Annotated in this window: 11 protein-coding genes, 1 tRNA gene and 2 pseudogenes; 9 read left to right on the top strand and 5 right to left on the bottom strand. The window is 39.6% G+C overall.

Translation table 11 applies throughout. The features are described from left to right. Window positions 1–62 precede the first annotated feature (62 nt). Window positions 63–137 (bottom strand) — tRNA-Val (locus P8O16_RS07550). Window positions 138–287: 150 nt separating this feature from the next. After that, the gene (locus tag P8O16_RS07555; RefSeq protein WP_300312782.1) at window positions 288–2,114 is read right to left on the bottom strand and encodes a TonB-dependent siderophore receptor; all 1,827 of its coding nucleotides are present in this window, start codon (window positions 2,112–2,114) and stop codon (window positions 288–290) included. Window positions 2,115–2,289: 175 nt separating this feature from the next. Between P8O16_RS07555 and P8O16_RS07560 the strand changes: the two are divergent. Further along, window positions 2,290–4,230, top strand: a pseudogene (locus P8O16_RS07560) (M1 family metallopeptidase). Between the two features lie 72 nt (window positions 4,231–4,302). On the opposite strand, the gene P8O16_RS07565 reads toward P8O16_RS07560, so the two are convergent. Next, the gene (locus tag P8O16_RS07565) at window positions 4,303–4,734 is read right to left on the bottom strand and encodes a VOC family protein (RefSeq protein WP_075349848.1); all 432 of its coding nucleotides are present in this window, start codon (window positions 4,732–4,734) and stop codon (window positions 4,303–4,305) included. Window positions 4,735–4,854: 120 nt separating this feature from the next. Further along, window positions 4,855–6,507 carry a S41 family peptidase gene (locus tag P8O16_RS07570; protein WP_075349916.1) on the bottom strand — a complete coding sequence of 551 codons (1,653 nt, stop codon included), beginning with the start codon at window positions 6,505–6,507 and terminating at the stop codon, window positions 4,855–4,857. A 168-nt stretch (window positions 6,508–6,675) separates the two neighbouring features. Here P8O16_RS07570 and P8O16_RS07575 point away from each other — a divergent pair, with 168 nt between their 5' ends. The 8 genes from P8O16_RS07575 (at window position 6,676) to P8O16_RS07610 (ending at window position 16,308) form a co-directional block, all read left to right on the top strand. Then, the gene (locus P8O16_RS07575) at window positions 6,676–7,434 is read left to right on the top strand and encodes a hemerythrin domain-containing protein (protein WP_300312789.1); all 759 of its coding nucleotides are present in this window, start codon (window positions 6,676–6,678) and stop codon (window positions 7,432–7,434) included. Then, window positions 7,434–7,847: a Holliday junction resolvase RuvX gene (gene ruvX / locus P8O16_RS07580; RefSeq protein WP_300312792.1), complete on the top strand. Its 414-nt coding sequence runs from the start codon at window positions 7,434–7,436 to the stop codon at window positions 7,845–7,847. Before P8O16_RS07575 ends, ruvX begins: the two co-directional genes overlap by 1 nt. After that, complete coding sequence (gene def, locus P8O16_RS07585) at window positions 7,844–8,398, top strand: peptide deformylase (RefSeq protein ID WP_300312795.1); 555 nt, start codon at window positions 7,844–7,846, stop codon at window positions 8,396–8,398. Before ruvX ends, def begins: the two co-directional genes overlap by 4 nt. Next, window positions 8,395–9,195, top strand: a complete 801-nt coding sequence (locus tag P8O16_RS07590) for an amidohydrolase (RefSeq protein WP_300312797.1) — start codon at window positions 8,395–8,397, stop codon at window positions 9,193–9,195. Before def ends, P8O16_RS07590 begins: the two co-directional genes overlap by 4 nt. Before the next feature lie 185 nt (window positions 9,196–9,380). Then, window positions 9,381–11,609 carry an NADP-dependent isocitrate dehydrogenase gene (locus tag P8O16_RS07595; RefSeq protein WP_300312800.1) on the top strand — a complete coding sequence of 743 codons (2,229 nt, stop codon included), beginning with the start codon at window positions 9,381–9,383 and terminating at the stop codon, window positions 11,607–11,609. Between the two features lie 217 nt (window positions 11,610–11,826). Continuing rightward, window positions 11,827–12,555 (top strand): LytTR family DNA-binding domain-containing protein, encoded by a 729-nt coding sequence (locus tag P8O16_RS07600; protein WP_300312802.1) that lies wholly within the window; start codon window positions 11,827–11,829, stop codon window positions 12,553–12,555. Continuing rightward, window positions 12,542–15,529: a histidine kinase gene (locus P8O16_RS07605; RefSeq protein WP_300312804.1), complete on the top strand. Its 2,988-nt coding sequence runs from the start codon at window positions 12,542–12,544 to the stop codon at window positions 15,527–15,529. Before P8O16_RS07600 ends, P8O16_RS07605 begins: the two co-directional genes overlap by 14 nt. A gap of 143 nt (window positions 15,530–15,672) precedes the next feature. Further along, window positions 15,673–16,308: a hypothetical protein gene (locus tag P8O16_RS07610; RefSeq protein ID WP_300312807.1), complete on the top strand. Its 636-nt coding sequence runs from the start codon at window positions 15,673–15,675 to the stop codon at window positions 16,306–16,308. Here P8O16_RS07610 and P8O16_RS07615 read toward each other — a convergent pair. Beyond that, window positions 16,294–16,389 (bottom strand): annotated as a pseudogene (locus tag P8O16_RS07615) (IS1595 family transposase); the annotation flags it as partial. The gene P8O16_RS07610 and the pseudogene P8O16_RS07615 sit on opposite strands and share 15 nt — an antisense overlap.

Consider the following 16,389-nt stretch of genomic DNA (forward strand, 5'->3'; position numbering starts at 1 on the left):
AACCAGCTGAGCTAAACTCCCAAGAAAATTGGTAGTTAAAACTTAATTTAACGAGTAAGATGTGGGAGTTGAGGGATTCGAACCCCCGACCCTCTGCTTGTAAGGCAGATGCTCTGAACCAGCTGAGCTAAACTCCCATCTATTATTCCCTTCCTTGCTAAAGGGAATGCAAAGGTAATTTGAAATTCAAATAAGACAAATTTTGCCCTTCTTTTTTTTAGCCTTATTAAGCAATCCCTTGAGCATGAGGACTTAATTTTATATGGTGGAAAAAAGCTTTCGACTACCTACTCCAAATTCAACATAAATCCCGCCCTAAACCACCTTCCCGGCATTTGGACAGTCCCAGCTTCGATATAATCTGTGTTGGTGATATTCGAAGCTTCTGCAAAGAATCCAATTTTGCCAGTACGATTGTAATCCACTCGCATATCTAAAAGGAAATATGGGTCCTGTCCCATTCGCTCCACATTTCTGACTTTCGTATTCCATTCTGTCTTTGATCCAACACCTAGCAGAACACCTCCAATTGTCTGATTCTTCAAAGCAGTCAAAGCATAGCGAGTTTCTATGCCCGGCTGGGTAGCCAGCGATGCATCGATATAGTTGTAGGAAAGATTTAGCTCTTTGATTTGTAGGATTTTCCCGCTTGGGTTTACGCGATAGTTCATGGAGATTTCCAATCCTTTAAAATCTACTTTATTGAAATTTTGTGGCTGCCAAGGCGTAGCCTCATTAGGTCTAGTCCATTCGATCAGATTGTCTGTAGAGCGGATGAAATAAGCAGCCTCAGCACTAAGGTTTCCTTGGGAATATTTCGCTCCGAATTCTACATTCTGAGCCTCTTCCGGCACCAATTGATCATTTCCAATATTCGTAGGGCCGATGTAATAAAGGTCCGTGTAAGTGGGGATTCGATAACTCACTCCGTAGCCTGAATAGAATCGAAGGTTTTGATTTGCTTGAAAGCCTACTTCAGCCCCAGGGAAATGCTTCCAGCCATATTCTGAATAGTAGTTGGAATAGATTCCGCCTCGGAGATCTACTTTTGATCCTAGATTGACTAGTTGTTCCAAGAAAATTCCCGTTAGATTTCGCTCCCTGTTTCCAAGATTGTTGCTTTCAATGGATTCTTTTCTAGTCTCCAATCCAAGACCTGTAGTTCCTAGATTGCTTTCAAAGCTCCCGTTAGCTTCTAGTGCAAATACATCTGTAGTGTGATTATTCTGGAAAAACTCAGGTTCGTTTCGTCGAAGTCTGAATTCATCGATATTCTTTCTCCAATAGCCTCGGGTATTAAGTCTAAACTTTTCCAATGAAATGGTATGACTCAGGGAAGCTAAAGTTGTCTGAATGCTTTCCCACTGGTCGGGAAAAGCGCTTGTGTAAAATCCATTTGCTCCAAAAGTCCGGTCGGCGTATGCGATCATACCTCGAAGGGAATTTTTTTCATTTAGATCTAGTCCTCCTTCATAGAAATAGTTGCTGACCTTGTAATCGGAATTATACTGATGTCCATTGGAATTATCATAGGATATAGCCAGATTTTGCTTGTAATTCCCCGTTGGAAGCGAACCAGCGAAATTGATTCCTTTCATTCCAAAATCACCTGAATAGCCTTGGATTCGGGCAAATCGCTCATCCGAAAGTTGAGTAATTACATTGATTGCTCCCGCATAGGCATTCTGGCCAAAGATTCGGGAAGCTGGCCCTTTCAAAACTTCCACCCTATCGATATTCACCATGGGTACCGGAATATTCATCATGTGGTGCCCTGTCTGTGGGTCAGAGAGTTTGATTCCATTAAGTAGCATTAAAGTCTGCTCAAAAGATCCCCCACGAATCCCAATATCAGCCTGTACTCCGGTGACCCCTCGTTGTCTAACGTCCACTCCAGGTACAAAGACTAATACTTCTTGAAGGCTCCTCGCTGGAGTAGTTTCCAACTGGAATTTATCTACGATGGTAATATTTCTACTTTGCTTGGAAAAAGGGATTTGAATCCGATTTTCTTGAATTATTATTTCATCTAGCTTGGTGGAGGTGGTGTCATTTTGAGCGATAACGGCTTGGGAGAAGAATAACCCAAAAGCAAATCCGGTGATGGTTTTCATTTCCATTCATTGTTTCAAGGCTCAAAAGTGGTAGGAAATATCCCGTAATCCAAGATTGTCTTTTTTCTAAAAATTGGTTAAAGGGCCTTCCATTGATAGAAAAAAACAGTGCTTGTACCTCACGATTACGTATTTTTAAGGGTTGAAAAAAATTGATATGAGAAAAAATATAATGATGTTCTTAATCCTAGGCGGATTAAGTTTTACAGGGATCAACAAAGTCGTAGCCCAAGAGGCTAGAGAAAACAATCAAAAGGACTTTGGCGAATTCATGGATCGTAAAGGGTCCTATTTTAGAGCTGCATCTGGTAAGCCCGGAGTAGGCTATTGGCAAAATGCTGCAGACTATCAGATTGAAGTGAGCTTAAATGATGAGAATCATGTCTTAAGCGGAAAAGTCACCATCTCTTACACGAACAATAGCCCTGAGGCCTTGGACTTTGTTTGGTTGCAAATGGAGCAAAACCGATTTACAGCAGATTCCAGAGGTACACTGACCACTCCGATTCAAGGTAATCGCTACAATGGCGACACTGATGGGGGTTATGAAGTGACTAACCTTACAGCCAAGGTTGGCTCCAAGGGTGCAAACTCATCTAAGTATTTGGTCAATGATACTCGGATGCAGGTTTGGTTTGCTGAGCCGATTCCTGCAAAGGGCGGAAAGGCAACCATTTCGATGAATTTCTCTTTCAAAGTTCCTCAAGAAGGAATGGACCGCATGGGCCGATTGCAGGTGGAAGACGGCTGGATTTATGCTTTTGCTCAGTGGTATCCAAAAGTGGCCGTTTTTGATGATGTTGAAGGATGGAATGTGTAGCCTTATTTGGGAGCAGGTGAGTTTTACTTGGAGTATGGTAACTTCGATTACAAGGTAACTGTACCCTATGATCATATTGTAGTTGGCTCCGGAAAACTAATGAATCCAAAAGAAGTTCTTTCCAAGGAACTTCAAAATCGATACGAAAAAGCTCAGGCGAGTGATGAGACAGTGTATTTGATCAGTCCAGAGGAAATCAAAAATACTGAACTGACAAGACCAAAACAGGATGGAACGGTTACCTGGCACTTTCAAATTGAAAACTCCAGAGATGTGGCATTTGCTACTTCGAGAGCCTTTATCTGGGATGCTGCTAAAATTAACCTTCCTAGCGGGAAAACTGCCTTAGCACAATCGGTCTATCCAAAAGAGTCTGATGGCGTAGGAGCATGGACTAGATCTACAGAATACAGTAAAGCTTCGATTGAGCATTATTCCGAAATGTGGTATGAATTCCCTTATGCTTCAGCTACGAATGTTGAGGCAGATATCGGGGGTATGGAATATCCAGGCTTGAATTTCTGCTCTTACAACTCTAAAGGAGCTGGACTATGGGGAGTGACCGATCATGAGTTTGGCCACAATTGGTTTCCGATGATCGTTGGTTCCAATGAAAGAAGATACGCCTGGATGGATGAAGGTTTTAACACTTTTATTAACCATTACAGCTCCAATGCTTTCAATAATGGGGAGTTTCCTTCCAACTTGAATGAGACCCGTCGCTATTTGAATTATTTCACTAATGAAGCCCGGGAAGGAATCGATACCTATCCAGATGTCTCAAATGTTGGTAATTTGGGGATGATCGCATACAATAAACCGGGAATGGGATTGTTGATGCTGCGCGAATACATTCTAGGTCCGGAGCGATTTGACAACGCATTCAAATCCTACATTAACACTTGGGCCTATAAGCATCCACTCCCTCAAGACTTCTTCAATCACATCGAAAATGTTGCTGGAGAAAATTTAAGCTGGTTTTGGCAGGGATGGTTTTATGGTACCGGGAATATTGATTTGGGAATCAATGGGGTAATTCCTTATGCTGGAAACTATGTGGCAGTTCTTTCAAATAAAGGAGAAATCCCAATGCCTGTATTGATCGAAATTACCTTTGAAAATGGTACCACGGAGCGACAAATGCTCCCAGTAGAAATCTGGCAACGAGGAGACACATGGAATCACCTCATCAAAACGACTAAAGTGATAAAAGGAGTCACCATTGATCCTGATAAAATTCTTCCGGACATTAATCTTGGAAACGATCATTGGCCTCAGGCTTTATATCAAAACTAATCAAAAGTAAAAAACCCGAAGTCAAACTTCGGGTTTTTTACTTTTCTAAAATTTTATTCTGATAGCTCAATTTCAAAAATCATCGTTAATCTCCAGCCACATGCCATCAGGATCTTGAATGTAAATCTGACGAATACCATCTACTCGAATGGTGACTTTACTTTTTTCACCTTGCCAGCTTTCAAAAGGATAATTGGTATCCTTTAAGGTTTGAATAAAGGCATCCATGTCTTTCATGCTAAAGCAAAGGTGATTCACCTTGGATATTTCAGTAGGTACATTTGGCGCCTCGATCAGATGTAGTGCAGCTCCACCTCCGATATCATACCAGGCATGAAGCCCATCTTTAAATGGTTCTTCAATGGCTTTTAGACCCACAATGTTTTCATAAAATTCCATACTGGGTTTTAGCTTACTTACATGTACTGCGATGTGGTTGACTTTTATTTGAGCAAAAGTTGTCATAGTTATTCCAATAAAAAGAAGAGTGAATAGCGCTTTCATAGATTTCCTTTGGGTTTAAATGATTTCTAAGGTTAGGATTTTTGATCAGGTTTGAAACATTTTTATAAAAAAAGAGCAGGACTTTCGTGCTGCTCTTTAAATCTAGGGATTTAGATTTCTTTATTCCTCATTCGATGGGGTCAAGTCAGTTGCCAATGCAATTCGCTCGGCCTCCCCAAATAACTTTAAAGCTTGTATATAAACTTCATTGATGTCGTTGACTACTTTGTAGAAAGCATTATCGTCATAAAGCTGTCTGCCAAGATGTGCTTTCATTAGAATTCTTAGATATTCTTTCGACTTACCAAAATCCTTTGCGTCAAACTCGACCTTATTTTTTGTGCCATATTCGGTGACCTTTTTTAACATCTGATCTGTCACAGTATAAGACGTGTAATATTCTTCCAAATCCATGTTTGCAAACTTGGATTTATTCTCATTTACATAGTCCAAGATGAATTCCCGAGTGGCGTCAGAGTTAAAGAGTCTACTAACGTAAGCACTGTTCATGGTTGTGTCCAATCCCACAAAGTAATCTGGCATGATACCACCTCCTCCATAGACTGTACGGCCTTTTTTAGTTTCATACTTTAAGCTGTCATTGAATTTGATACTATCTGCAGAAAAGAATTCACCATGCTCATATCTTTCAATCCAGTCTCTTTCATATGCCTCATAATTTTCGCCGTAAGGTTTCTGGATGGATCTTCCTGAAGGTGTATAATATCTAGCAATAGTCAATCTTAATTCGGCACCGTCTGACAAGTCAATTGGCATTTGAACTAGACCTTTTCCAAATGATCTTCTTCCTACAATTAGGCCTCGATCATTGTCCTGAATAGCACCTGCCAAAATCTCGGAGGCCGAAGCCGATCCTTCATTCATCAATACGATTACTGGACCACTTTCAAACATTCCTGGTTTGAAAGCGACAGCTTTTTGATTAAACTCTTTCACTTTACCTTCTTGAGACACGATGACTGAGCGGTCAGACAATAATTCATCAGCCATGTTGATAGCTGCTCCCATGTATCCTCCTGGGTTTGACTGCAAATCAATGATCAATTTCTTCATCCCAAGCGCTTTTAGCTGGTTCAAGGATTGCTGAAATTCTTCATAAGTAGTCGCTGCAAATCGAGTGACTTTGATGTACCCCACTTCATCATTGACCATGTATGAAGCATTGATACTGTATTGAGGTATTTTGTCTCGGGTGATTTCATAGCGGATCAAATCTTTCTGATTTTTTCGCTTGATATCTACATTTACTTTTGACCCCTTAGGGCCTCGAAGGTATTCAAACACATCACGGTTGGTGATTCCAATTCCTGCTACAGTCTTATCATCTACAGCGATGATCTGATCGCCTGACTGAATTCCCAAAGCCTCTGAAGGACCTCCTGTCAAAGGAGCCACTACATAGATAGTGTCTCGAATAATCCCGAATTCTACTCCAATTCCATCAAACTCACCATCGAGCTGTGACTGAGCCAGGGAAGCATCTCGGGCAGGAATATAGCTGGAGTGTGGATCCAGATTTTCGAGCATTTTGGTGATGCCGTATTCAACGAGTTCATTGGTGTCCACGCTATCAACATAATCTCGATTGATGTAGGTCATGATCTCCTGAAGCTTGTACATGGCAGCTCTAAGATCATTTTGGTTTCCTTTTGGCTCAGCAAATGTCGCCCCGATCCAGATGCCTGCTGATATGGCTAAAGCTAAGATTATTGGAAGTCGGATCTGTGATTTAGTGTTTTTCTTCTCGCTCACGGTTTTTCTTTTTCTGTTGAAATTCAACTTATAATAGATACTAAACTAGACTAAAAGAGTTTCTGTTAAAAAAGTCTTTTGATAAAGCTAGCAAATCTTTGTACGGGGGGAACAGATATTGGACCAAATTAATCCCCTTTTTTATGTTAAAAAAAATTATTTTTGTACATGCGTTCTCCAAATGATTTCGAAAAAGCCCTTGTGGGAGATTTAGTTTCTGAAAACTATGTCTTTGCTGCTGTGCTCCATTATTTCGGGATTAGTTTTTATCAATATCCTACTCAGTCGCTGGAGGAAGTCTGTAAAAAACACCGTGTTCATGCAAGCCAACTGATAGCAGAGTTGGAGGCATGGGCCTTGCAGCAGGAACCTTCCAGCGAAGAATTATTCTTAAACCCGATTGAAGTTTTAGTCGCCTATTTAAAGAAGAAGCATTATTACTTTGTTCGCCAAGAGTTGCCTTTTCTTTCAAATTTGATTTCAGGAATTAGCGGAGAACCTGATTTTGGTCCGTTAATCGCAGATTTGAGAATTATGTTTCCTCTTTTTGTGGAGGATTTTATACACCATATCCATGAGGAAGAAAGTAGGCTGTTTAAGCGAATCGAATTGCTCCAGGATATTGAGTTGGATCTTTTTTCCATCCATGATGCCCTGATTATTTTAGAGCAGGAGCCGATCAGCAATTTGGCTGATCAACATGAAGTCCATGACGATGAAATGGAAGGAATCCGAAAGCTTACTTCTGATTATTTTCTAAAAGAAGATGCGCCACTTCCAATGAAGGTTCTCTATCACGAACTTCAAAATTTCGAGCGAGAGCTTCATATCCATGCTAAAATTGAAGACGAATTACTTTTTCCCAAAGCAGTAGAACTGGAGCGGGAAGTTCTTCGGCAAATCCGTAAAAAAATCAAAACCAACTAATGCCCAGAATACTTGCTATAGATCTGGGAACCAAAAGAACGGGGCTAGCTGTTACCGATTCGTTGAAAATACTGGCGAATCCACTGGAAACAATTCCTACCACAACTTTGATTTCTTATCTCAAAAGCTATTGTATCAAAGAAGATGTTGATACGTTGGTATTGGGATATCCTACTCGTCTAAATGGGGCTGATAATGAAATGACCCCAAAAGTCATGGCTATGAAAGGTCAATTAGAGAAGCTCTTCCCTGACAAAAAAATTGAACTAATCGATGAGCGGTTCACTTCCAAAATGGCCATGCAAAGCATGATAGCGATGGGAAGTAAAAAGAAAGACAGAAAAGAAAAAGCAGGAAACCTTGATAAAGTTAGCGCTGCGATCATCCTACAATCCTATTTAGAAAGACAATGATTTATCCTATAGTGGCTTTTGGTAATCCGATTTTGAAAAAGGAAGCCGAAGAAATTGGAGAAGGAACAAATATAGACTCCCTGATCAAAGACATGTATGCCACCATGGACCATGCAAGTGGAGTGGGCTTGGCCGCTCCCCAAATCAATCAAGGAATTCGACTTTTTGTCATCGACAGCAGTCTGATGCTTGACGAGGAGGATACTGAAAAAGGAATCCGAAGAGCCTTTATTAATCCGATTATCTTGGATGAATACGGTGATGCCTATAGTTTTGAAGAGGGTTGCTTGAGTATTCCCGAGGTACGTGCTGAAATTATTCGCCCTGAAAAACTCACCATTGAATATTACGATGAAAATTGGAATCTGAAAGAGGAGGAGTTCTCAGGAATGACTGCAAGAGTTATTCAGCACGAATACGATCATTTGGAAGGGATTCTTTTTGTGGATTACCTGAAAGGATTAAAAAAGCGCCTGGTCCAGTCCAAGTTGATAGACGTAAGTAAAGGTAAAGTTTCCACTGATTACCGAATGATCTACCCCGTTAAATGAGTAAATCCCCCTTCTTAAACATTGCGCTGGTTCAGACACCTCTTTATTGGAAAGATAAAGTAGCAAACCTTGCGATGCTGGAGGAGAAAATCTGGGGGATGAAAAGCTCTCCGGACCTGATTATTTTACCTGAAATGTTTCCTACCGGATTTAGTATGGATGCCAAGGAATTGGCTGAGCCTATGAATCTTGGAGTGAGCAAATGGATGAAACAAATGGCCGCTCAAACAGGAGCAACACTTACAGGTAGTGTGATCATTCAGGATCAGGGTAAATTTTACAACAGACTTTTATGGGTCAGTCCGGAAGGGAAAGTGTCGCATTACGACAAGCGACATTTATTCAGGATGGCTGGAGAGGATGATGTTTTTTCAATGGGATCATCATTACCCATTTTTCAACTCAAGGGTTGGAAAATCTGTCCTCAGATTTGTTATGATCTTCGCTTTCCAGTTTGGTCAAGAAACACAAACAGTCCTGATGGGCTAGCGTATGATTTGGTTTTTTATGTTGCTTCTTGGCCAGCAGCCAGAGTTGGAGCATGGGATGCTCTTCTGCCAGCAAGAGCTATTGAAAATCTATCCTATTCAATCGGAGTCAATCGTATTGAAGAAGATGGAAATGGCATCTCGTATTGCGGACATTCTGCAGCTTATGACTTTAAGGGGGAACAGCTACTTTTTTTAGGCGAAAATGATTGTATCGAATTTGTGAAATTGGATGCCGAAGGTTTAGATACGTATCGATCAAAATTTCCCGCTTGGATGGACTCGGATGAATTCAGGATTCAAGTCTGACTTTTATCATTTATCCAACTCTTTGTTTTAAGCGGGATTTGTCTCCGATTTAAATTCCTTATTTTAGCCACGAATTTTCTCGAAAAGAATGCGCTTTGCTGTGAGTTATCTGGAATAACGAATTCCTAAATCTCCCAAAAGTGCTCAAATCGAGCTTTTAACTCTTTTTAGATTAGAATAAAACCATGAGTAATCAAACTCCAAAAATCCTTTACACGCTGACCGATGAAGCGCCAGCACTTGCTACTTATTCCTTATTGCCAATTGTTCAGGCATTCACTAGCTCTGCAGGAGTGCAAGTAGAGACAAGAGACATTTCACTCTCAGGAAGAATTTTGGCAAACTTTCCTGAATACTTAAAGCCAGAGCAGCAGGTTGCAGATTCCCTTTCCGAATTAGGCGAAATAGCAAAGACTCCTGAGGCTAATATTGTAAAGCTTCCTAATATTTCGGCCTCGGTTCCACAGTTGAAAGCAGCAATTAAAGAACTTCAATCTCAAGGCTTTGCTCTTCCAGACTATCCAGAAGAACCAAAAACTGATGCTGAAAAAACTGCAAAGGCTAAATATGATAAAATCAAAGGCTCAGCGGTGAATCCCGTATTACGAGAAGGAAACTCGGATAGAAGAGCGCCTTTGGCGGTTAAAGCCTATGCGAGAAAGCATCCGCATTCTATGGGTAAGTGGAGCTCAGATTCCAAATCTCATGTGTCAAGTATGACAGAAGGTGATTTTTACGGAAGTGAAAAATCCTATTTAGTACCAAAAGGAACTTCTGTTTCCATCGAATTGATTGCTGAAGATGGTAGAAGAGAAGTTTTGAAAACAGGACTGAAACTTCTCGAAAGCGAGATTATCGATGCATCCACCTTGAGTGTCTCGGCTTTGAAAAGCTTTTTGAAAAAAGCGAAAGCAGAGGCCAAAGCGGAAGGCGTCCTCTTTTCGATTCACTTGAAAGCCACCATGATGAAAGTGTCCGACCCGATTATTTTTGGACATGCTGTAAAAGTATTTTTCGAACCAGTCTTTGAAAAGCATGCTGAAGCTCTAGAGTCAGTAGGAGTTGATGTGAATAATGGTTTTGGGGACTTGCTTTCCAGTATCGAAAAATTACCAGCTGAAAAGAAAGCTGAAATACTAGCTGATATTGATGCCTGCTATGCAGATAGCCCGGATTTGGCAATGGTGAATTCTGATCGTGGAATTACTAATCTTCATGTGCCAAGTGATGTGATTATTGATGCATCCATGCCGGCAATGATCCGTACTTCTGGCAAGATGTGGAATAAGGAAGGCAAAGCTCAGGATACAATGGCTGTTATTCCGGACAGATCTTATGCCGGGATTTATAGTGCGACGATTGATTTTTGTAAAGCTCACGGAGCTTTTGACCCTACGACTATGGGTACTGTGCCTAATGTGGGTCTTATGGCTCAAAAAGCTGAGGAGTACGGATCTCATGACAAGACCTTTGAAATCCCTTTTGCAGGAAGAGTAGATGTGATTGATGCAGAGGGGCAAGTAGTTATTTCTCATGAAGTGGAAGCGGGAGATATTTGGAGAATGTGTCAGACCAAAGATGCTCCGATTCAGGATTGGGTAAAACTTGCAGTCACTAGGGCGAGACTATCTCAAACACCGGCAGTTTTCTGGTTGGATCCAGAGCGAGCACACGATGTCGCGTTGATCAAAAAAGTCAATACTTACTTACTAGATCACGACACGAAAGGATTGGATATTCACATCATGTCTCCATTGGAAGCGACTAACTTCTCCCTAGCCCGGATCAAAGAAGGAATGGATACAATCTCTGTGACTGGTAATGTTTTGAGAGATTATTTGACTGATTTATTTCCGATTTTGGAATTGGGGACCTCTGCAAAAATGCTCTCAATCGTACCGCTAATGAATGGTGGAGGATTGTTTGAAACCGGAGCAGGTGGATCTGCACCTAAGCATGTGGAGCAATTTGTAGAAGAAGGACATTTGAGATGGGATTCACTTGGTGAGTTTTTGGCATTGGCAGTTTCTTTGGAGCATTTGGGACAAACATTCCATAATGATAAGGCGCTCCTTCTTTCTGAGACTTTGGACGCTGCTACTGGGAAGTGGTTGGAAAATGATAAATCTCCAGCTCGGGTAGTGGGCAAGTTAGACAATAGAGGAAGTCATTTCTACTTAGCTTTATACTGGGCAGAGGCACTTGCGGCTCAATCTAAAGACATGGAGTTGAAATCCCGATTCGCACCATTGGCAAAAATGCTTAAGGATAATGAGGATCAAATTGTGAATGAGTTAAATGGATCACAAGGATCACCTGTCGATATCGGAGGATATTATAAGCCTGATGTTACTTTAACCTCAGTAGCGATGAGGCCAAGTAAAACAATAAATGAAACGCTAGCGAGTCTATAATAGTCAAAGCCCTGAAGAAATTCAGGGCTTTTTTTTGCATTAGATTGTTTGAAAACGATTCTAAAAATTTAAATCCAATCAATTATTTGCAGAGTTTGGATGTGCTCGATTGAAAAATACTTTTTCACTTAAACTCAAATTCTCGACACTAATACATTGATAAGAATGTTTTAAGTGATATTTTTCAATTTAACTTTTTGGGACAATGTCTACAACCATGATAAAGGCGATACTTGTTGATGATGAAAAACACGCATTGGAATCTTTGGAAATGCTTTTGGAGATGAATTTTCCTGGCAAATTTGAAATCCTTGCTAAGTGCAGTTCGGTGGACCAAGCCTTGTCAGCCATTCAAAAACATGAGCCAGAGTTGGTGTTTCTGGATATTCAGATGCCACAAAAGAACGGTTTTTCTCTTCTTGAAAGCTTCCCATTTCGGGATTTTGAAGTGATTTTCACTACTGCTCATAAAGAGCATGGCATAGAAGCCATCAAAAGTGAGGCTTTTGACTACTTACTTAAACCCATTGATGTCGTCGAATTGAATAAATCTATTTCCCGATACATCAATAAAATAAAAAGCCAGAAAGACCCTTTAGGGTTATTAGAAAAGCAACTCAAAAAAAATCAAGTGATCGTGCTTAAATCTCAAGAAATCGATGAATATATTGATTTGAATGATATCCTATATCTCGAAGCAAATGGAAACTACACTAATTTTCATCTAGAAGGAGGAGTAAAAAAGATGGTTTCCAAATCTTTGGGAACTTATGAGCATAGATTAGAATCCAGCAATCTTTTCGTAAGAATCCATGATTCGATTTTGGCTAATTGTACCAAGTTTGATCACTATGATAAAAAAGAAGGATATATGTTTCTCAAAAATGGAGACAAAATCTCTGTTTCAGTTAGAAAGAGTGCAAATCTGAAAGATGGGTTTTATTAAAAGACTTACCCTTTGTTTTTTTCTGCTTAAATGCCTGTGCATCGAAGCTTTTCCTCAGCAAGTACCTTCTTATAACTTCACCACTGCTGACGGATTACCAAATAATGCGATCAGAGGGCTATTGGTAGACTCTAGGGGGATTTTATGGATTGGGACAGAAAATGGGGTCTCTAAATTTGAAAATGGGAATTTTCAAAACTTTTACGAAGAAGACGGACTTGGATTTAATAGTTGTTGGGCCATAGAAGAAGATCAGGAAGGCAATCTTTGGTTTGGGAGCTATGGTGGTGGTGTTTCTGTTTTTGACGGAAAAAGCTTTCATGTCTTCACCCAAGAAGATGGTCTTACCGATAACAGAATCAGGCGATTTTATCCGTATGGGGATAAAATGCTTATCGGTACAGAAGATGGGGTGAGCATTGCCGATGTAGCCACATTGAAAATCACGCCTATTCCCACCAGTAGGAGAGAGAATGACCTGAATTATACAACAGGATTTTTTGAAAGTGAAAATCGGCTATTTTTTACAACCTACAGAAGCGGAACCTATGAATTAGACTTGAAGGGAAGCACACCAATGATTTCCAAAATCAATGATTGGCTTCCCGTTTATTCAGTTTTTCAAAAAGAAAAAGATCTTTTTTTAGCGGATAAAGGATCTGTTAAGAAGGTTGATCTTTCCGATTTCCTTTTAGGAAAATCTCCTAAAGACAGCCTGGGTCAGTCCATTGTTTGGCAAAAGCTGGCAGGGTTAAAAAACGAAGACTATTTGCTTGCCGCAAGTACATTTTCAAAAGACGGCGGAGTGTTTTTACTTCAGGATGGATATCTGAAAAATCTAAATCAATGGTTTGGAGTTGATTCAAAATTCATTTTGTCAGGAGCAGTCGATAAAAAACGAAAATTACTCTTCTTGGGATCTCAAGACAAGGGGCTGTATCAGATTCGGTTGGATAATACAATCGTCTATGAAGCATTTGAGGAGACCGAAGTAAAAGGCATTGCCGGTAATCAGCAGCATGTAGCTTTTATAAGTAGTAAGGGGCTTGAAGTTCGAGATTCATTCGGGAAAAAGATTATCGTTCCTGCTGCTAGCTTTAAACAAAGGCAAAAAGAATTTTACAGCATTTTCCCTAAAGAAATCCCTAAACACCTAGATGGTTTTTTTGAATTGGACCCTTCAATTCCTGCTGAGGAAATTGAATTTTATGAATTGCACCAAAAAGGGAATTCATGGTGGACTAATTCTAATATTGGAATATTTGAATTAAACCTTCAAGGAAAAATCTTAACCTACCATCCCGTCCACGCCTTTAGTATTGGTTTTACTCCTGAGGGAAAACTTTTGGAGACCAATCCTTATGCAGGTGTCAGGGTTTATTCTGATCCTTCAAATTTTGAATACACCTATTATGAGCCAGAGCTTCCAAACACGCCTTTGCAGATTGCAAAAGTCATAAAGACAGAAAATCGAACATATCTGGCATCGGTATTTCATGGGCTTTATCATTTTGAAGAAGACGCGTTCTTTTCCTACAAAAAAGAAGGGATTTGGGAAGAACCAAAGTTTAAAACCCTCCATGACTTGGGGAACGGGCAATTAGTAGCAGGAACGGAATTTGGAGATTTATTCAAGATTCGAGTAGAGCCCAACTTTGAAATCTTAAGAAAATGGCCCAAGGAAGAGCTTCAAGGCACTTCTATTCTTTTTATTGAATCTTATCGGGATGTGATTTTTGTCGGTACCGAATTAGGATTACATATTTTACAAGGGGACGAGATTCGGTTTTGGCCTGAAAGAGGAGTAGGGTTTAATAGGATCTATAGAACAGCCAAGCGGATTGGAGAAAAGTTATATGTCGGATTGGACCAGGGGATTTACATCCTAGACCTTCCTGATTTGATTGCTAGAGAATATCCACCTGTCCAACTCTCCATCACTGAACTCAAGGTGAATGGAAAGAAAACAAATACTGCGGACTTTCGATGGTTTGTCTATCAAGGTGAAGGCTTGGATTTAAATTCACATGAAAACTCTTTATCCATTCGGTTTCAGCCAAAAAATAATTTCAGCGAAGGAAAATTCCGTTACCGCTACCGGCTTAAACCAGAGGCAGAATGGACTGAGTTTAGTGAGGAAACTTTGCTAGAACTCCCTTATTTACCTCCAGGGAATTATACTTTGGAGGTGGAGGCTCAAGATCTTTTTTCCGGGAAGATGTCCAAATCTACCTTACTGCTATTTTCTATTTCCAAACCCTACTACTTGCAAGGATGGTTTATATTTTTGACTGGGATTCTTCTGGTAGTTTTCATTTTACTGATCTACAAAGTCAGAATGAGTCAGGTAAAAAGTAAATCCATGCTGAATCAACGGCTTGCAGAAATTAAGCTGGAAGCCTTGCAATCCCAGATGAACCCTCATTTCATCTTCAATGCGATCAATAGCATTCAATATTATATCCTGAAAAAAGACACCCCACAGGCACTGGAATACTTGGGCAAATTCAGTAAGCTTATTCGAAGCACCTTAGACCAAAGTAGTAAAAGCCAAGTCAGCCTGGAGGAGGAGACCGCTTACCTGAAAAGCTACATTGAGGTAGAAAATATCCGAATGGATAATCGAGTGAAGTGGGAAATCAAAGGCAATGCTTTGGATCAAAAACAGGACTTGCTTATTCCGCCCATGATCATTCAACCCCTGGTTGAGAATGTATTCAATCATGCCTTTGCTGTAGATCACCCAAACCCAGAGCTCACGATCAGTTATGAACTCCTAACTAGAAACCAATTGCTATGTATCGTCAAGGACAACGGTACCGGAATACAGCAATCAAATAAAACTCATGAATCCAAAGGAATCAAAATGATCCGGGAAAAACTAAGTTTATTTCCAAGCTATACTTCAGAAAGCATTATAGTAAATACCAGCAATCAAGGATATGAAGTAAGGGTAAAGATTTTTTGTGGTTAAGAAGCTACAGTTATGTAGGGAATTGGGACGGTTGTGAATTGATATAGCGCCTTGAATTAATAAGTGATATTTTGATTAAAAAAATAATAAAAACAGACTACTCACCGTACAAAGAGTTTTTTGACAATCTGGAATATAAAAGCATGAACGAACTGATAATTTTTATTAATGAAGATCTAATTAGTAAATTCTCTAATTTTTTTTCTAAACCTAAATTCTTCGGAAAGGTATATGACTCTGACGAACATGGGACATCAAAAATTGGAAAAAAGGAATTAAATCGGATTATTAATAAAGTTAATTCTGTTTTTAAGGAAGATGATCCGGAAATCTTATCTCTTGAAAGTAAGTTTTTTCTAATATTTTATAACGAAAATTTCGTTAAATCAGAGAGTTTCTTTGTAGAAGATAGAAACCACTATAGATCAGTAATAATTTCTGAAGTGGGTATTATCGCTGTTTATTCTGAAGAAACTTCAGGTTTCATGAAATCTCCTGACATCAAATTTGCTATTGAATGGAGTTGGATAGATCACGTAGAACTGACGAATGAAAACATTTTATGTTTTTATGGTAAAAATAGCACAGAAAGTATCAATATGTCAATTGACTTGTTTTGCACAAATGACAATAAAACAGGGGAATTAATCAAAGAGTTGTTAAATAAAATAAACAGGTATTTCTCTGCGATATCAAACGTTATACTTGAGAGAAAATTAGAAATCGAATCAGTTATTAAAAATAATAGAGGTGTCCGCTTAACATCATATCATATTTGAGATATACATTTTATCTGCTTTTACCATTCTGATGATTAGATTATTGAAGATGGTGTCTTTGTTCTGGGAGCGATTAATTCG

The organism is Algoriphagus sp., assembly GCF_029254265.1.
GTDB lineage: Bacteria > Bacteroidota > Bacteroidia > Cytophagales > Cyclobacteriaceae > Algoriphagus.